The organism is Xanthomonas sp. BRIP62415 (assembly GCF_003993515.1).
In the GTDB taxonomy this organism is placed as follows: Bacteria; Pseudomonadota; Gammaproteobacteria; order Xanthomonadales; family Xanthomonadaceae; genus Xanthomonas; species Xanthomonas euroxanthea.
Genome location: NZ_QEZH01000037.1, coordinates 16,990 through 32,676, shown reverse-complemented (window position 1 = coordinate 32,676; position 15,687 = coordinate 16,990). Strand labels below are relative to the sequence as shown.

Below are 15,687 nucleotides of genomic sequence, written 5' to 3'. Positions count from 1 at the left end.
TTCACCACACCCGGTATCGAAGCAGTCATCCCTGCACCAGCCGTAGTGGCATCCGGGGCCAACCTGGCCCCACCACTCACCGATACGGCCCCGGCCCGCGCCACACCGGCTCGCCCTGCTTGTAGACCTCCATCATGTTGATGACCTCGCGGGCATCGCCGATGTCTTTCAGCTCCGGCGAGTCCGGCGGCAGCAGGCGGCATTTGCTGGAGCCGCGCTTGAGCGCGACTTCCAGCGGGCAGACCATGCGGTACTGGGTGCCGGGCAGGATGATCGCCAACTCCTTCATGCCCTGGTCGCGCCAGTTGCGCAGCTGGGTTTCGCTGCGCACTTCGTAATAGACCTGGTAGCCGCCCACATCCATGCTGGGTTGGGCGTTGCTGCGGTCGCGGCGGCGGCCTTCGCTGATGGTGGGCGTGTTGGACATGCCGTCTTCGGCGGCATCGGCTTCTTCTTCGAGCATGCCCGGTGGGCGGCCGGTCCAGGTCTCGGGGCGGCGCTGCGGCGGTGACGAGGGTTCTGCCGGCGGCTGCGGCGGGGTGGGGCGCCGCACCGGTTGGGTCTGGCGCTGCTCGACCAGGCCGCCGCGGCGGGTGTTGCCTGCCGGCGGGATCGGGTTCTTGGCGGTCTTGACCAGGGTGGACTGCACCGGCGAGGCGGCCGGTGGCGGCTGCACGGGCGCGGGCGTTGGCGACGGCGGGGTGGGCGTCGGCGACGGAACCGGCTGGTCGGGCGTGGAGGTGTCGCCGACGAAATCCACCTTGGTGCGGCCACCGCTGGCCGAGCCCTGCGGCGGGGTCATGGTGGGCGTGGAGGCCGACAGCAGGATCAGCAGCATCAGCACATGCAGCAGGGCGCTGATCAGCGCGGCGATCCACGGTTCGATGCGCTCGATCAGCGGCTCGGTGCGCGGCAGCCAGTCCTGCGTCTCCAGGCGGACGTGCAGCAGCTGCAGCGCGTCGTCGCGCACGCGGTAGACCAGCACGTAGGGCGTTTGCCTGACCACCCATTCGCGGGTGCCGGCGACGCGGCCGGCGCGGCCGCGCCCGGGCTGCTCGGCCAGGGTGCGGGTGGCGTCCAGCACCCGCCGCGCCATCGCGGCGGCGGCGGTCGGGCTGAGCGCGTGGTAGTGATCCTGGGCGTGTGCGAGTTGCCTGGCGGCCGGGACGGTCCAGTCACGCCGCAACATCAACGCCCCATCTGGCAAACATTGCCGCCACCTGTGCCGGTGCGACAACCGCGCCCCGATCCGCTGCGGCCATGCCCTCCAGCACGGCGGCCTCGAAGCTGGCGGTGTCCACGACGCGAACCACGTCGTCCCATCCTGCCGTCTCGGGCAGCGTGTCGATCAGCGTATGGGCTTCTTGCTTGATGGCGGACATGGCACTGCGGTGGGGAGCTCTGCCGGCAAGTCTACCCGTGCGGCTCTGGTTCGCGTGTGGCAATGGCTGGCGCGCGGTTGAGGCGTTTATTGGCAGTGGCAGGGAAGCGGTCCTGCGCGAGGGCCTCTGGTCCGTCGCGATGGCCGGACGTGGCGGCGGCGGCCCGGCCGGCCGCCTGCGCGCGCAGAAAGTGACACTTGGCACCTTGTTCGCTACTGGGGGCGGTTTCATTCTGCGGTGGTCACCTCACCCCGCAAAGGAATCGCCATGCCCGCTGCTGCCATCGCACCGCTGACGCCGTATCTGTCGATGGCGGCCATCGCCTTCCTCTACTACCGGCGCATCCGCCGCAGCTTCGGCCGCCAGCGCTGGAAGCCGGTGAGCACGGCGCTGCGCGCCGTGGTGCTGGTGGTTGCCGCGGCGGCGCTGGCATACGCGGTTTATGGCCTGCCGCAGGTCCGGCCAGGGATCGCCGCGGGAGCGCTGGTCGGCATCGGGCTGGGCGCCGCATCGCTGCGCTACACGCATGCCGAATGGGTGGAGGGACGCGGCTGGTATACGCCCAATCCGTGGATCGGCGGTGGCTTGATGCTGGTGCTGCTCGGGCGCCTGGCCTGGCGCTGGGCCGATGGCGCCTTCAGCGCGGGCGCGGCGGCGGCCGGCACGCAGGCCAGCCCGTTGACGCTGGGCATCGCCGCGGCGCTGGTGCTGTATTCGCTGGTGCATCTGGGCGGGCTGTGGTGGCTGCTGCGCCAGCTGCGGCTGCAGGCTGCGCCGATCGCGGTGCCGCCGCCACTGTCGTGAGGGTTGTCGGGCGCCGCAGCTGCTTGCGGCGTCCGCGCTGCATCACACCTGCGAGCGGAACGGAAGGACCAGCTTCTCGCCCAGCTTCTGCCGCAGCGGCCGCTTGCGCCAGCGCTCCAGTGTGTACGGTTCGGCCCGTTGCAGGTCGCGCTCGAACACCTCGGTCATCTGCGCGGCCAGGTCACGGTCGTAGACATTCAGGCTGGCCTCGTCGTTGAGGCGGAACGAGCGGATGTCGAAGTTGGTCGAGCCCACCGAGACCAGCAGGCCGTCGATGATCAGCAGCTTGGTGTGCAGCATGGTGGGCAGGAATTCGTGGATGGCGATGCCGGCCTGCAGCAGCGGTTCCCAGCTGGCCTTGGAGGCCAGCCGCACCGAGACCGCATCGATATGCTTGCCCGGCAGCAGCACGCGGATGCGTACGCCACGCGCACGCGCTTCCAGCAGCGAGCGGGTGATCAGCGCATCGGGGACGAAGTAGGCCGCGGCCAGGTCGATGGAGCTGCGCGCCGCGGCGATGGCGATCAGGTACATCAGGTGCATGCTCTCGCTGCCGCCGGCCGGCGAGGCCACGAACAGCTGCGCGTCGCTGTCGCCGGCCGGTGCCAGCTCCGGGTAGTACTCGGCGCCGTTGAGCACGCGGCCGGTGCTCTTGATCCAGTTGTCGTTGAAGGCGGCCTGCACCTGCGCCACCACCGGGCCTTCGATGCGGTAATGCGAGTCGCGCCAGTGCTCCGGGTCCTGCGCATCGCCCATCCACTGGTCGGCCACGCCCACGCCGCCGGTGAAGCCGATGCGGCCGTCGATCACCAGCAGCTTGCGATGGGTGCGGTTATTGACGCGGTGCAGGTTGTACCAGGTCAGCGGGCGGTAGCGATGCACTTCCACCCCGGCCTTGGTCATGTCCTCGACCAGCGCCGCATCCATCTTCAGGCTGCCGCCCCAGTCGATGGTGACACGCACCTTGACCCCGGCGCGCGCGCGCTCGGACAGCGCCTGGCTGAACTCGCGGCCGATCTCGCCCGACCAGTAGATATAGGTTTCGAAGGTGATGGTGCGCTGCGCGCTGCGGATGGCGGCCAGCATCGCCGGAAAGATCTCGCTGCCGTTATGCAGTACCTGGATCTTGTTGCCGGGCAGGATCGCCGGACCCAGCAACACCGACATCTCGCGCTTGAACTGCGGGTCGGACACGTCGTAGCAATGGCTGGGGATGTGCTCGAGCTTTTTCTCGGGCGTGGCGAAGTTGAGCAGCAGCAGCCCCACCACCAGCGTGGTGACGACCGTGGCCACGATGATCCATGTCATGCATCCAACCCCTGTTCCCCTGCCATCGACGGCCCCAAGCGGCCGGCATTCTGGCAAGCCGGGCGGCATGGGGGCCGTGAAGGGTGGGGCGCCAGCCGCGGATCGGCGCTGGTGACGCTGCAGAACGCGCGCGCTGCAGCGTCGCTGCCTCATCCGGCGGCAGCCGGGCTGTCGGTGGACAACGCGATGTCGCGCTGGTCTTCCAGCGCAGCCAGCCGCGTGGTCAACGCTTCGCGGATCGCGTGGTAGGCCGCCGTGCCCATGACCAGCCGAAACGGCGGGGGGGATGCCTCGGTGCAGGCGATCATGGCCGCGACCATGCGCTGCGGGTCGCCGACGATGACCCAGCTGCCGTCGTCCAGCGCGCGGCCGAGTGTGTCGACCGGTGTGCCGCGGTAGTCGGACGGGATGTCGGTCCTGACCAGCGAGGCGCCGAAGTTGGTGCGTGCCGGGCCGGGTTCGGCCAGGGTGAAGTGGATGCCGAAGCCGGCCACTTCCTGCGCGGCGGCTTCGATGAAGCCTTCGATGCCCCATTTGCTGGCGTGATACAGGCTGAAGCCGGGGTAGGCGATCTGGCCGCCTTCTGACGACACCTGCACCACGTGCCCGCCACCTTGGCGACGCAGGTGCGGCAGCGCGGCCTGGATCAGCGTGATGGAGCCGATGAGGTTGGTGTCGATGAGATCGCGCACCTGCGCGTCGGTGGCGGCCTCAGCGGCACCGAGCGTGCCGTAGCCGGCGTTGCTGACCAGCACGTCGATCCTGCCCAGGGCCTGGAAGGCCCGGGTGACGGTCTCGCGCACCGCTGCGCTGTCGCGCAGATCCAGCTGCAGGACGGTCAATGCGTCGCCGTGCGCGGCCTGCAGATCGGCAAGCGCTTCTGCGCGCCGCACGGTGGCTGCGACGCGATCGCCGCGCGCCAGCAATGTTTCGACCAGGCCGCGGCCGAAGCCGGAGGATGCGCCTGTGATGAGCCAGGTCCGGGACATGGGGGTGGCCTTTGCGTGGAAGGGAATTCCACTCTAGGCGCGGGGAATTGATGGGTCTATGCCATAGAATCCGAATGAGTTGATGTGAAATAGCCACCAATGCCCAAGCCGACCTTCAATGACCTGGCCGCGTTCACCAGCGTCGCGGTGCATCGCAGCTTTCGGCGTGCGGCCGCCGAGCTGGGGCTGGCACCGTCCTCGCTCAGCCATCTGATCAGCGCACTGGAACGCAACCTCGGCGTGCGCCTGCTGCATCGAACCACGCGCAGCGTGTCGCTGACCGAAGCAGGCGAACGGCTCTACGCCAAGTTGGTGCCCGCATTGCAGGACGTCGAACAGGCGCTGGGCGAACTGGATGCCTTCCGGAGCGGGCCCACCGGCACGGTGCGCATCAATGCCCCCGAAGTGGTGGTGCGGCTGTTGTTGCAGCAGGTGGTGCCGCAGGTGCTGGCGCGTCATCCGGCGCTGTCGGTGGACCTGGTGAGCGAAGGGCGGCTGGTGGACATCGTGGCGGCCGGCTTCGATGCCGGCATTCGCCTGAGCGAGTCGGTACCGCAGGACATGATTGCAGTGCCCTTTGGTGGGCAGACGCGTTTCATCGCAGTGGCCGCACCTGCGTATCTGCAGCGTGCCGGCTACCCGGACACGCCGGACGATCTGCATCGCCACGCCTGCATCCGGCATCGCATGCCCAGCGGCAGGCTGTACCGCTGGGAGTTCGAGCGGCGCGGCCAGGAGGTGGCGATCGATGTGCCGGGGCGGCTGACGCTGGACCAGCTCCTGATGATGAGCGAAGCCGCCGAGGCCGGCCTTGGCATCGCCTATGTGCCCGAGCATGCGGCGATGGCGGCACTGGCACGCGGCACGCTGGTGCGCGTGCTGGAGCAGTGGTGCCCGGCGATTCCGGGACTGGTGCTGTACTACCCGGGGCATCGACAGGTTCCGCCGGGGCTGCGCGCATTCATCGAGACGCTCAGGCAGGTGTTGCCGTAGCCGTCGATCGGCATCCAGGGCGGTCACGCCCATGATGGGCCGCAGGCGTCGCGGCCGACTCCGAGCGGGCTGAAGCGCGCGCACCGACGCCGGTTGCGGCGCCTGTATATGCGCCGAAATGCTTACATGCGTCACACAAGCACGCACCTATACTTCCCGGGTGTCCCACCCACGAGGTTCTGACTGCATGAGCGCACCCCCAACGTCTCCGATCGCCGCCGGTTCTGGCGCAGCCCCCGGTAGCCTTCGCCGTTCGGTGTCCAACACGCTCAAGGGGTCGGCCGGCAATCTGGTCGAGTGGTACGACGTCTACGTCTACTCGGTGTTTGCCACCTATTTCGAATCGCAGTTCTTCTCCAAGGAAGACAAGAACGCCACGATGTTCGTGTGGGCGATCTTTGCGATGACCTTCCTGATGCGCCCGATCGGTGCGTGGTACTTCGGCCGCTTCGCCGACCGCTACGGCCGTCGCCTGGCGTTGACCATCTCGGTGTCGATGATGGCGCTGTGCTCGTTCGTCATCGCGGTGACGCCGACGGTGGCCACGATCGGCATCGCCGCGCCGATCATCCTGTTGCTGGCGCGCCTGCTGCAGGGCTTTGCCACCGGCGGCGAGTACGGCACCAGTGCCACCTATATGTCCGAGGCGGCCATTCCGGGCCGGCGCGGGTTCCTGTCCTCGTTCCATTACGTCACGCTGGTCGGCGGCCACGTGCTGGCGCAGACCACGCTGCTGGTGATGCTGCATTTCTTCGATGCGCCGCAGGTGTCCGAGTGGGGCTGGCGCGTGGCGTTCGGCCTGGGCGGCATCGGTGCGCTGGTGGTGTTCTGGCTGCGCCAGACCATGGACGAGTCGCTGAGCTCCGAATCCATCGCCGATTCGCGCACCGGCAAGGCCAAGGCGTCGGGTTCGATGCGCGAGCTGTTCGTCAACCAATGGCGCCCGTTGCTGCTGTGCTTCCTGATCACCGCCGGCGGCACCATCGCGTTCTACACCTATTCGGTCACCGGGCCGAAGATGATCCAGACCGCGTTCGCCGGTGGCGACGTGATGGCCGGCACCATCATCAACCTGGTCGCGCTGACGGTGCTGATGCTGATGCAGCCGGTGGGCGGCTGGCTGTCGGACATCGTCGGGCGCAAGAGCCTGCTGGTGTTCTTCGGTATCGGCGGGGTGCTCTACACCTGGTTCCTGGTGATGGAACTGCCCAAGCAGACCGACTGGCTGACCGCGTTCGCGATCCTCACCGTGGGCTTTGTGATCCTGACCGGCTACACCTCGATCAATGCGGTGGTGAAGGCCGAACTGTTCCCCACCCATGTGCGCGCGCTGGGCGTGGGCCTGGGCTATGCGCTGGCCAACTCCGCCTTTGGCGGCACCGCGCCGTTGCTGTACCAGGCCTCGTTGAAGACCGGCCACGTCAGCGAGTTCGTGATCTACGCGACGGCGGTGATCGCGGTGTCGTTGGTGGTGTACATGTTCTTCCTGACCAACAAGGGCAGCAACTGGCTGGACGATGAAGCGGCGATGCATCAGCGCAAGCGCTGATGCTCTGCCCTTCTCCCGTCGGGCGTTGAGCGCCCTTCTCCCTGCTGGAGTTGAGCTTCCTTCTCCCTGCGGGAGAAGGTGCCCGAAGGGCGGATGAGGGGACGTGCGACGCCTCGTGTCATTTACCTACCGCGAGTGGCTTCGCCTCGTCCCCTCACCGCAACCCCCGCGCCCCGGCCCGCGCCAGCCGCGCGGGCGCTCCAGGGCACGCGCACCCGTGGCGCGCAGGCAGTGCCTTATCGCCCCGCAGGGAGAGGGGCCAATGGCGGCGCGGTACCGGTGTTTCTCTGGGTGTGCGGCGCCGTCTGCGCAAACAAGCTGTAACGCAGCCCGATCAACCCCAGCAGCGCTTCATCGCGATGCGCACCCGCCGGCACCTTGCCGACGTGCGCCAGCGAGGCATCCAGCCGCGCACGCAAGGCATCCGGCGCAGGCAGCGGGCGCTTGTGCGCGATCTGTTGCCGGTAGTGCGCGGCAACATCGACCAGGATCGCGTTCACCGCCTCGATGCTCGGCTGCGGCAAACCGTGCCGCGCGCTGCGCAGTTGCAGGATGTTCAAGCCCACGCGCACTTCGTTGAGCATGTCCACCGAGGCCAGGTCGCTGCCTTCCGGCGTCAGGGCCAGCCGTGGTGCGAGCAGGCCAAGCAGGTCCAGCATGCGGGCGGCAAAGTGCTGCCGGTCCTGTGCGCCGCGGCCGTCGGCGGCCTCGGCCAGCGTGCGCCAGCCCTGGCGCACCAGCCGGCGCGCGCTCCATTCGGCACCCACCGAGCGGAACAGCCGCGTCAGCACCACCGCAAATCCAATGCCCAGCACCATCGCCACCGCCGCGTTGACGAAGCTCTGGATATTGGCGTTGTAGGTGTTCTGCAGGCTCAACAGCGCGGTGAGGTTCACCACCAGCGGCAGCGCGATCAGCATGGTCTTGGGGCGGTGCAGCAATGCGCCGATCGGCAGGAACACCGCCGCCAGCACCAGTACCAGCATCGGGAAATCGTGGATGGCCGGGAAGATGCCGAACAGATAGATGCCGGCAACCACGCTGGCCACCACCGCCCAGGCCAGGAACGACAGCATGCTCGGCGCCGGGTCGTCCTGCGCGGCGAAGAATGCGGCGGTCACCGCGGCCATCATCGCGCCGTTGCCGCCGCCTTCCCAGCCGATGCCGATCCACAGCACGCAGTACGCCATCAGCGCGACGCCCGCGCTCAGGGCGGAAAACGCGACCATGCCGAAATCGATATGGCGGCTGCTGCTGGCAGGTACGGGTGTGTCGGATCGTGACCAACCCAGGCGCTGTCGCAATGACGCTTGCATGCGCGAACGCGTGGCGGGTACGCCCTGCACCGCCGCGGCTTGCCCGGGTGATTGGGCCGTTGCAGGCTGTCGCGCAGTCCCCGGCATGGCCCGCAGTACCGGCATCGCGGTGCCGTGCACCACTGCCTGCTGCAGCGCGCGGCAGTCCTGCCACAGGTCGAGCAGCTCTTCCAGCCGCAACAGCAGGCTCGCCAGCAGCAGATGTTCGATGTCCTGATCCACCACCGGGCGCAGGGCGGCGATGCGTGCACGCAAGGCGTCCACGTCCGCATCGCTGCGGGCGTCCTCGCCCTGGTCCACCCAGGCCGCGACATCCTCCAGCAGCGTTGCCGTCTCGGGCGGCAACGCCGACCCATCGCGCTGCAATGCATCCAGCCGGTCGGCCACCGACGACAGCACCGGCAGCAGCATCAGCATGCGTGCGCGCAGTTGCTCCAGTGTGGGGGCGGTGCCGGCATGGCGCGGGTCGTCGTGGCGCACGAAGGCGATCAGCGCCTCGAACTGCACCAGATCGGCGGCCAGCCGGTTGCGCGGTGCCTGCGCTGGGCCGCGCTGCAGCACCTGCCGGCACCATTGCGCGGCGTCGCGCATCCAGTTGCCGATGCGCCCGGTCAGCATCGGCTTGACCGAGGCGGGGAACACCAGCGCGGCGAACAGCACCGCCATCACCGTGCCCAGGATGATCTCCTCGCTGCGCGCCACCACGGTGTCGAAGATGCCTTCCGGCGCGGTCACCGCCGGGAAGCCGATGAAGGCGGTGGTGTAGCCGGCCAGCAGAAACGCATAGCCGCGCGGGCCGCGATTGAGCAGCGCCAGGAACAGGCAGGCCGACAGCCACAGCGCCATCGCCGCACTGAGCAGCAGCGGCGTCTCCACCAGGTTCGGCAGCATCACCAGGGTCGCCGCGCCGGCCAGCAAGGTGCCGAGCACGCGGTACACGCCCTTGGCGCGGGTGGGGCCGAGCAGCGGCTGGGAGACGATGTAGACCGTGGCCATCGCCCAGTACGGCCGCGACAGATTGCCGGCCAGCCCCACGTACAACGCCGCGATCGAGGCGGCGAAGGTCTTGGCCGAAAACAGCCAGGCCTGGCGATCGCGCAGCAGCGCACTCATCGTGCGGCCGTGGCGTCGGTGCGGCCGGCGGTCGCTTCCCAACCGCCGCCCAGCGCCAGGAACAGCTGCAGTTGATCCTGCGAGACCTGCGCCTGCGCATTGGCCAGCGTCATGTCGGCGGTGGCCAGCGTGCGCTCGGCATCCAGGCTGGACAGATACGGCGTGCGCCCGCCCTGATACAGGCGCCGGTTCTGCGCCGACGCCAGCTCGGCCTGTTGCTGCGCCTGCTCCAGCAGGTGCAGGCGGTCCAGGTCCTGCGCATAGCGCGACAAGCTGGTCTGCACTTCGCGCAGCGCCTGCAGCACGGTGTGGTCGAACTGCGCCAGCGCCGCGTCGGCGCCGGCCTCGGTGGCGCGCACGCGCGCACGCGCACCGCTGGAGGGCAGCGTCCAGGAGATCAGCGGGCCGAATGACCAGGCATGCGTGGCCGGCTCGCCGACATCGGCCAGCAGGCCGGTGGCACCGATCGAGCCGCCCAGGCGGATCTCCGGATACAGCTCGGCGGTGGCCACGCCGATGCGCGCGGTGGCCGCCGCCAGCCGGCGTTCGGCCTGGCGCACATCCGGGCGACGCGCCAGCAGCGCGCGGCCGTCGCCGATCGGAATCGGGCGCTGCAAGGCCGGCGCGTGCGCACAGCCGTCCACGCCGGCCGGCACCTCGCCGGGCGTCTTGCCGAGCAGCGCGGCCAGTTGATACCCGGCGGCCTGGCGGCGCGCGCGTAGCGGCGGCAGCGCCGCTTCCAGCATCGCCACCTGTGCGGTGGCGCGTGCCAGATCGGGCGGGGTGCCACGGCCGGCAGCGATCAGGCGCTGGGTGATGTCGCGGCTGCGCTGCTGCAATTGCAGCGAATGCTCGGCCACGTGCAGCTCGTGGTTGGCGTGGCAGATCTCCACGTAACTGCCGGCGACCTGCGCGGCCACGTTGACGCGCGCCAGATCGATCGCGGCCTGGGCGACCTGCGTATCGGCCTGCGCGGCCTCGGCGCCGCGTTGCAGCTTGCCGAACAGATCGAACTGATACGACACCCCGAGCTTGCCATCGGCCAGGTTGAACACCGGCAGCTTTTCCTGCTGCAGGAACGCCTCGGCCGAGACCTGCGCGCGGCTGACGCCGGCGTCCACCTCGTAATCGAAACCGCCCGCGTCCAGCGCCTGTTCGTACACCGCGGCGGCGCGGCGCAGGTTGGCACCGGCCACCTTCAACTCGACGTTGTCGCGCAAGGCCTGTTCGATCAGGCGGTCCAGCATCGGGTCCTGATACAGCGCCCACCAGCGTGCCGGCAGCGGCGCGCCGGCCTGCACCTGGGCGTTGCCGGTGTCGACAAACGCCGCGTTGGCGGCCGGACGCTGGTAGGCCGAATCGTCCGGCACGGCGTAGTTCGGGCCGACCGTGCTGCAAGCGCTCAGGGCGCTCAGCACTGCGGCCAATCCCACAGGACGCAAGACGCTGCGGTTCATGGCGCGGCCTTGGCCTGCACGCGGGCAGGCGCGCTGGCGGCAGCGTCACGCACGGCGTCCGGCAGGATGCTCACGGTGGCGGTGCGCCCGGCGATCAGCTGCACATGCGCCGGCACCTGGTCCAGCACGATGCGTACCGGGATGCGCTGCGCCAGCCGCACCCAGTCGAACGCCGGGGTGACGTTGGGCAAGGCGCCGGCGCTGCCGCTGCGGTAACGGTCCTCGATCCCGGCGGCGATGCTCTGCACATGCCCGTGCAAGGTGGCCGGCTCACCCATCAGGTGCACGTCCACGCGCTGGCCGGCATGCACGCCCTGCAGGCGGGTCTCCTCGAAATAGCCATCGACGCGGAACGAGCCGGTATCCAGCACCGCCACCACCGGGCGCCCGGCACTGACGTAATCGCCCACGCGCACGGTGCGGTCGCTGATGTGGCCGTCGGCGGGGCTGCGCACCTGGGTGCGGTCCAGATTGAGCTGGGCCAGGTCCACCGCCGCTTGCGCAGTGGCCACCGCCGCCTGCGCCTTTTGCACATTGGAGCGGCGCACCTCGGCATCTTCGGCGGCGACCAGGTCCTGCAGGCTGCGGTCACGCGCGATCTCGCGGCGCAACTGGTTCAAGGTGGCCTGGCGCTCGGCCAGCGCGGCGCGCGCCTGTTCCAGCGCGATCGCATAGCGCGCACGGTCCACCACGAACAGCAACTGCCCGCGCGTCACCGCCTGGTTGTCGGCCACCGCCACCTGCTCTACCAGCCCGGACACATCCGGCGCCACCTGCACCACATCGGCGCCCACGTGCGCATCGCGCGTCCACGGCGCCTCCATGTAATAACGCCACAGGTGCTGCAGCACCACCGCGGCCACCACCACCATCGCCAGGGTCAGCAGCGCCGGCCCCGCGGTCTTGATCAGCTTTTTCACGATTGCATCCAACGGGTCAGGGAAAACAGGCCACCCAGCAGCGCGATGTACAGCGCCAGGTTGAACAGCGCCGGGTGCCAGATGTGCCGGTAGGCGCCGGCCCGGGTCAGCAGCGCACCGATGGCGCTGTTGAGCAGGTAGGCCAGCGTCATCAACGCCAGCAAGGTGGGAACGAACACACCGTAGAGACTGAATTCGCCGTACATCGGGCACATCCTGGGTAAGGAAAACAACGACGCCCCGGCGCCGCGCGCGCCAGGACATCGGCAAGGCACTACACGCGTCGCAGCACGACGCCCTACAACTGACTCAGTCGGACCCACTCAGCCGCGCATGCGCCTGCGCGATCTGCTCCCACAGGGTCAGCACCACCTGCACCTGCGCTTCGCTGAGCGTGCCGAACACCTCCGCACGCAGCGCATCCAGGCGGATCTCGATGCGCCCGACCAACGCCTGGCCTGCGTCGGTGAGCCACAGCTGGTTGGCGCGGCGGTCGCTGCTGTCGGCCTGCCGGCGTACCAATGCCTGCGCGCACAGCTTGTCCAGCAGCCGCACCAGGGAGGGGCCTTCCATGCCCAGTTGCTGGGCCAGCGCCACCTGGCGGATACCGCCGCCGGAGCGGCCGATCATCAGCAACGGCCCGGTGCAGGCGCTGGACAGCCCGAAGTCGGCAAATGCCTGGTCGGCCAGCCGCTGCCATTGGCGGGCGGCGACCAGCAGACCGGAACTGAGCTGGGCACGGGAGGAGAGAACGCTGTTCGTCATAATAGATAGGATGCTATCAATTCAACAATGAATCAATAGTCACTAAAGCCCGCGCACGCCGGCGCAACCGCCACTGGGGTGGCCGGCCCGTCCTCGGGTACCATGCTCGCCCCCTTTGGGTGCACCTGCGCATGAGCCAGTCCGACCAGCCCGATTCCCCCGTCACCCAGGCCCAGGCCGAAGATGCCGTGCGCACCCTGCTGCGCTGGGCCGGCGAAGACCCGGCCCGCGAAGGCCTGCTGGATACCCCGCGCCGGGTTGCCGAGGCCTATGGCGACTGGTTCAGCGGCTACCGCGAGGAACCGCGCGAATACCTGGAACGCACCTTCGAAGAGGTGGCCGGCTACGACGAGCTGATCGTGCTGCGCGACATCTCCTACGAAAGCCACTGCGAGCACCACATGGCGCCGATCATCGGCAAGGTGCACGTGGGCTATCTGCCGCGCGGCAAGGTGGTCGGCATCAGCAAGCTGGCGCGCGTGGTGGAAAGCTATGCGCGGCGCTTCCAGGTGCAGGAAAAGATGACCGCGCAGATCGCCCAGTGCATCCAGGACGTGCTGCAGCCGCGCGGCGTCGGCGTGGTGGTGGAAGGCGCGCACGAGTGCATGACCACCCGCGGCATCCACAAGCGCGGCGTCAGCATGGTGACCTCCAAGATGCTGGGCAGCTTCCGCGAAGACGCGCGTACCCGCGCCGAATTCCTGCAGTTCATCGAAGTGGGCGGCAAGCGTTGAGGCAGCCGTTGCCGTCGCCATGAAGCACCAGGCACGTATCGCCGGCTATCGCCAATTGCGCGAGCAGCCGGTGTGGAAACTGCTGGCCGCCGACCACGCGCCGGAGCTGATCGGCCTGCTGCAGACGGTGTTGCTGGACGGCGAACGCCGCCTGCCCGCGGGCGTGCTGCACGAGCGCCTGCAGCGCCAGCTCGACGTGCTGCGCGCCGACGAACTCTCGCGCGAGTTGCCGCGCACCGCGCAGGCCTATCTGGCGCATTGGCTGGCACAGGGCTGGCTGGAACGCCGCCTGCCCGAAGGCGCAGCCGAAGAAGAATACGAGCTGTCGCGCGCGGCCACCCAGGCCATCCGCTTCATCGTCGGCCTGCGCGAGAGCAGCAGCAGCGCCACCGAAAGCCGCCTGTCGCTGGTGATCCAGCAGCTGGTGCAGCTGGCTGGGCAGACCGAAGCCGATCCGGAGCTGCGCCTGGCCGCCCTGCGCGACGAACGTGCGCGCATCGATGCCGAGATCGAACGCGTGGCGTCGGGCCGCGTGGCCGCACTCGACGGCAAGCGCGCGCTAGAGCGCGCCCGCGACCTGATCCATCTGTCCGACGAGCTGGCCGAGGATTTCCATCGCGTCCGCGACGATTTCGAACAGCTCAACCGCCAGTTCCGCGAGCGCATCATCGACGACGAAGGCGCGCGCGGCGATGTGCTGGAGCAGCTGTTCAACGGCGTGGACGTGATCGCCGAGAGCGAGGCCGGGCGCACCTTCGAGGCGTTCTGGAGCCTGCTCAACGACACCCAGCAAAGCAGCCAGCTCGATCAGGCGCTGGATGCGCTGCTGGCACGCGGCTTCGCCCGCAAGCTGGACCGGCGCGAGCGCGCCTTCCTGCGCGGCTTGACCGGCACGCTGCTGGAGCGCGGCGGCGAGGTGCACACGGTGATGCAGCACTTCGCGCGCAGCCTGCGCGGTTTCGTGCAGAGCCGCGGCTATCTGGAACAGCGCCGGCTCAATCAATTGCTCAGACAGGCGCAGGGCGAAGCCCTGCAGCTGCGCGACAGCCTGCACGCCACCGCCGCCACCGGCTACACGCAGGCGTTGAGCGCTGCCCGCCTGCGGTCGCTGTCGCAATGGCGCCTGCACGACCCGCGCCTGACCCAGGTCGATGGCCGCGTGCAGGCCGCCGATGCGGCGGACATCTCGCTCGACAGCGTGGGCGACCTGGTCGCGCAATCGGAGATCGACGTGCGCAGCCTGCGCCGCGATCTGCACGAGCTGCTCGGTCAACGCCCGCGCCTGACCATCGGCGATGCGCTGCAGCAGCGCCCGGCCGTGCAGGGCCTGGGCAGCGTGATCGGCTACCTGTCGCTGGGCACCCGCCACGGCGTGGTGATCGACGGACAGATGGAAACGGTGCAATGGGAAGGCGGCGACGGCGCGCTGCGGCGCGCACGCATTCCGCTGGTGTGGTTCACCCGGGAGAAACGCAATGAACTGGTCTGAGGACACCCGCCTGGATGCGGACGAGGACACGGGCGCGTCGGCCGATGCCGGCCGCACGCCGCTGACGGAGACAGCGCCTGCACAGCCGCAAGGCGAGCTGTTCCTGGGCGACACCGGCACGCTGCCGTTCGACGCGCGGCGCGCGCTGTGCCAGCTGCTGGCCGGCCCCAGCATCGACGCGCAACGCCACGGTGCGTTGTGGCCTGCGCTGTTGCGCAACGAAGCGCCGATCCGCCAGGTGTTGTGCGAGCTGTTCCTGGAACTGGTGCTGGACCGCGAGGGCGGGGTGGCCTTCACCCGCCAGGCCGATACCGCCGAGCTGGAATCGCCGACCCTGCTGCGCAGCGCGCCGCTGACCTTTATCGAGTCGGTGCTGCTGCTGTTCCTGCGCCAGCAACTGGCCGAGGCCGATACGCGTGGCGAGCGTGCAGTGGTGGACGAGGCACAGCTGGTGGAGGCCTTGTCGGTCTACGAGAAGAACGTGTCCACCGACCGCGCGGGATTCGCGCGACGGGTGATGACGGCGATCGGCAAGATGCGCGACAACCAGTTGCTGTCGCGCCTGCGCGGCAGCGAGGAGCGCTACGAGGTTTCGCCGGTGCTGAAGCTGTTGTTCTCGGCCGAGGACGTGCAGGCCCTGGTGGTGGCGTATCGGGAGTTGCGAGAGGGGGAGGTTGCGTTGGAGTGATGGCGTCTGCACCCCGCACGGCCATCGCTTCTCCCGCCGGGAGAAGGTGCCCGAAGGGCGGATGAGGGGACGGCCGATCGCGATGCCTGGATGTGACTTCTGGAGTGTGTGTGTAGCCGTGCGTCATGCATGGCGCGATGAAAGTCAGCTCTCACGCCCCGTCCAGCGCAAGTGACTTTC

The 15,687-nt window shown here is 69.0% G+C and carries 15 protein-coding genes; 6 read left to right on the top strand and 9 right to left on the bottom strand.

The window, feature by feature from the left end:
• Positions 1-76: 76 nt before the first annotated feature.
• Both EO141_RS19520 and EO141_RS19515 read right to left on the bottom strand, forming a co-directional pair.
• On the bottom strand, positions 77-1,189 hold the full coding sequence (locus EO141_RS19520; RefSeq protein WP_127170029.1) for a type II toxin-antitoxin system RelE/ParE family toxin: 1,113 nt from the start codon (positions 1,187-1,189) through the stop codon (positions 77-79).
• Positions 1,176-1,382 carry a hypothetical protein gene (locus tag EO141_RS19515; protein ID WP_126945522.1) on the bottom strand — a complete coding sequence of 69 codons (207 nt, stop codon included), beginning with the start codon at positions 1,380-1,382 and terminating at the stop codon, positions 1,176-1,178. The genes EO141_RS19520 and EO141_RS19515 overlap by 14 nt, the downstream gene beginning before the upstream one ends.
• A 267-nt stretch (positions 1,383-1,649) precedes the next feature.
• Between EO141_RS19515 and EO141_RS19510 the strand changes: the two genes are divergently transcribed.
• Entirely contained in the window at positions 1,650-2,186 is a 537-nt protein-coding gene (locus tag EO141_RS19510) for a hypothetical protein (RefSeq protein ID WP_127170028.1), read from the top strand.
• 42 nt (positions 2,187-2,228) lie between these two features.
• On the opposite strand, the gene EO141_RS19505 is transcribed toward EO141_RS19510, so the two are convergent.
• Together EO141_RS19505 and EO141_RS19500 are read right to left on the bottom strand one after the other, a co-directional pair.
• Positions 2,229-3,494 (bottom strand): phospholipase D-like domain-containing protein, encoded by a 1,266-nt coding sequence (locus EO141_RS19505; protein WP_164739333.1) that lies wholly within the window; start codon positions 3,492-3,494, stop codon positions 2,229-2,231.
• Between the two features lie 149 nt (positions 3,495-3,643).
• Entirely contained in the window at positions 3,644-4,483 is an 840-nt protein-coding gene (locus EO141_RS19500) for an SDR family oxidoreductase (protein ID WP_127170027.1), read from the bottom strand.
• 99 nt (positions 4,484-4,582) lie between these two features.
• Between EO141_RS19500 and EO141_RS19495 the strand changes: the two genes are divergently transcribed.
• Entirely contained in the window at positions 4,583-5,476 is an 894-nt protein-coding gene (locus EO141_RS19495; RefSeq protein ID WP_127170026.1) for a LysR family transcriptional regulator, read from the top strand.
• Between the two features lie 187 nt (positions 5,477-5,663).
• Positions 5,664-7,025, top strand: coding sequence for an MFS transporter (locus tag EO141_RS19485; protein ID WP_024939637.1), 1,362 nt, complete (start codon positions 5,664-5,666; stop codon positions 7,023-7,025).
• Positions 7,026-7,261: 236 nt separating this feature from the next.
• Here the strand turns inward: EO141_RS19485 and EO141_RS19480 are convergent, their stop codons facing one another.
• From EO141_RS19480 to EO141_RS19460, 5 genes are all read right to left on the bottom strand, one after another.
• Positions 7,262-9,454: an FUSC family protein gene (locus tag EO141_RS19480; protein ID WP_127170025.1), complete on the bottom strand. Its 2,193-nt coding sequence runs from the start codon at positions 9,452-9,454 to the stop codon at positions 7,262-7,264.
• Positions 9,451-10,911 carry an efflux transporter outer membrane subunit gene (locus EO141_RS19475; RefSeq protein ID WP_127170024.1) on the bottom strand — a complete coding sequence of 487 codons (1,461 nt, stop codon included), beginning with the start codon at positions 10,909-10,911 and terminating at the stop codon, positions 9,451-9,453. Before EO141_RS19475 ends, EO141_RS19480 begins: the two co-directional genes overlap by 4 nt.
• Complete coding sequence (locus EO141_RS19470) at positions 10,908-11,831, bottom strand: efflux RND transporter periplasmic adaptor subunit (protein ID WP_164739332.1); 924 nt, start codon at positions 11,829-11,831, stop codon at positions 10,908-10,910. Before EO141_RS19470 ends, EO141_RS19475 begins: the two co-directional genes overlap by 4 nt.
• Positions 11,828-12,046 carry a DUF1656 domain-containing protein gene (locus EO141_RS19465; RefSeq protein WP_024939640.1) on the bottom strand — a complete coding sequence of 73 codons (219 nt, stop codon included), beginning with the start codon at positions 12,044-12,046 and terminating at the stop codon, positions 11,828-11,830. Before EO141_RS19465 ends, EO141_RS19470 begins: the two co-directional genes overlap by 4 nt.
• A gap of 94 nt (positions 12,047-12,140) precedes the next feature.
• Positions 12,141-12,596: a MarR family transcriptional regulator gene (locus tag EO141_RS19460; RefSeq protein ID WP_104586048.1), complete on the bottom strand. Its 456-nt coding sequence runs from the start codon at positions 12,594-12,596 to the stop codon at positions 12,141-12,143.
• A gap of 131 nt (positions 12,597-12,727) precedes the next feature.
• On the opposite strand from EO141_RS19460, the gene folE reads away from it, so the two are divergent.
• Genes folE through EO141_RS19445 form a run of 3 tightly spaced genes read left to right on the top strand, consistent with a single transcriptional unit; the run spans position 12,728 to position 15,507 of the window.
• Positions 12,728-13,330: a GTP cyclohydrolase I FolE gene (gene folE, locus EO141_RS19455; protein ID WP_104543982.1), complete on the top strand. Its 603-nt coding sequence runs from the start codon at positions 12,728-12,730 to the stop codon at positions 13,328-13,330.
• Positions 13,331-13,349: 19 nt separating this feature from the next.
• Positions 13,350-14,819, top strand: a complete 1,470-nt coding sequence (locus EO141_RS19450) for a DUF3375 domain-containing protein (RefSeq protein WP_115678171.1) — start codon at positions 13,350-13,352, stop codon at positions 14,817-14,819.
• The gene (locus EO141_RS19445; RefSeq protein WP_104586045.1) at positions 14,806-15,507 is read left to right on the top strand and encodes a DUF4194 domain-containing protein; all 702 of its coding nucleotides are present in this window, start codon (positions 14,806-14,808) and stop codon (positions 15,505-15,507) included. Before EO141_RS19450 ends, EO141_RS19445 begins: the two co-directional genes overlap by 14 nt.
• Positions 15,508-15,687 lie beyond the last annotated feature (180 nt).

What these genes read in the sequence shown, in the direction of transcription:
- EO141_RS19520 (WP_127170029.1), bottom strand. Translation starts at nt 1,189, where the DNA reads ATGTTGCGGCGTGACTGGACCGTCCCGGCCGCCAGGCAACTCGCACAC.
- EO141_RS19515 (WP_126945522.1), bottom strand. Translation starts at nt 1,382, where the DNA reads ATGTCCGCCATCAAGCAAGAAGCCCATACGCTGATCGACACGCTGCCC.
- EO141_RS19510 (WP_127170028.1), top strand. Translation starts at nt 1,650, where the DNA reads ATGCCCGCTGCTGCCATCGCACCGCTGACGCCGTATCTGTCGATGGCG.
- EO141_RS19505 (WP_164739333.1), bottom strand. Translation starts at nt 3,494, where the DNA reads ATGACATGGATCATCGTGGCCACGGTCGTCACCACGCTGGTGGTGGGG.
- EO141_RS19500 (WP_127170027.1), bottom strand. Translation starts at nt 4,483, where the DNA reads ATGTCCCGGACCTGGCTCATCACAGGCGCATCCTCCGGCTTCGGCCGC.
- EO141_RS19495 (WP_127170026.1), top strand. Translation starts at nt 4,583, where the DNA reads ATGCCCAAGCCGACCTTCAATGACCTGGCCGCGTTCACCAGCGTCGCG.
- EO141_RS19485 (WP_024939637.1), top strand. Translation starts at nt 5,664, where the DNA reads ATGAGCGCACCCCCAACGTCTCCGATCGCCGCCGGTTCTGGCGCAGCC.
- EO141_RS19480 (WP_127170025.1), bottom strand. Translation starts at nt 9,454, where the DNA reads ATGAGTGCGCTGCTGCGCGATCGCCAGGCCTGGCTGTTTTCGGCCAAG.
- EO141_RS19475 (WP_127170024.1), bottom strand. Translation starts at nt 10,911, where the DNA reads ATGAACCGCAGCGTCTTGCGTCCTGTGGGATTGGCCGCAGTGCTGAGC.
- EO141_RS19465 (WP_024939640.1), bottom strand. Translation starts at nt 12,046, where the DNA reads ATGTGCCCGATGTACGGCGAATTCAGTCTCTACGGTGTGTTCGTTCCC.
- EO141_RS19460 (WP_104586048.1), bottom strand. Translation starts at nt 12,596, where the DNA reads ATGACGAACAGCGTTCTCTCCTCCCGTGCCCAGCTCAGTTCCGGTCTG.
- folE (WP_104543982.1), top strand. Translation starts at nt 12,728, where the DNA reads ATGAGCCAGTCCGACCAGCCCGATTCCCCCGTCACCCAGGCCCAGGCC.
- EO141_RS19450 (WP_115678171.1), top strand. Translation starts at nt 13,350, where the DNA reads ATGAAGCACCAGGCACGTATCGCCGGCTATCGCCAATTGCGCGAGCAG.
- EO141_RS19445 (WP_104586045.1), top strand. Translation starts at nt 14,806, where the DNA reads ATGAACTGGTCTGAGGACACCCGCCTGGATGCGGACGAGGACACGGGC.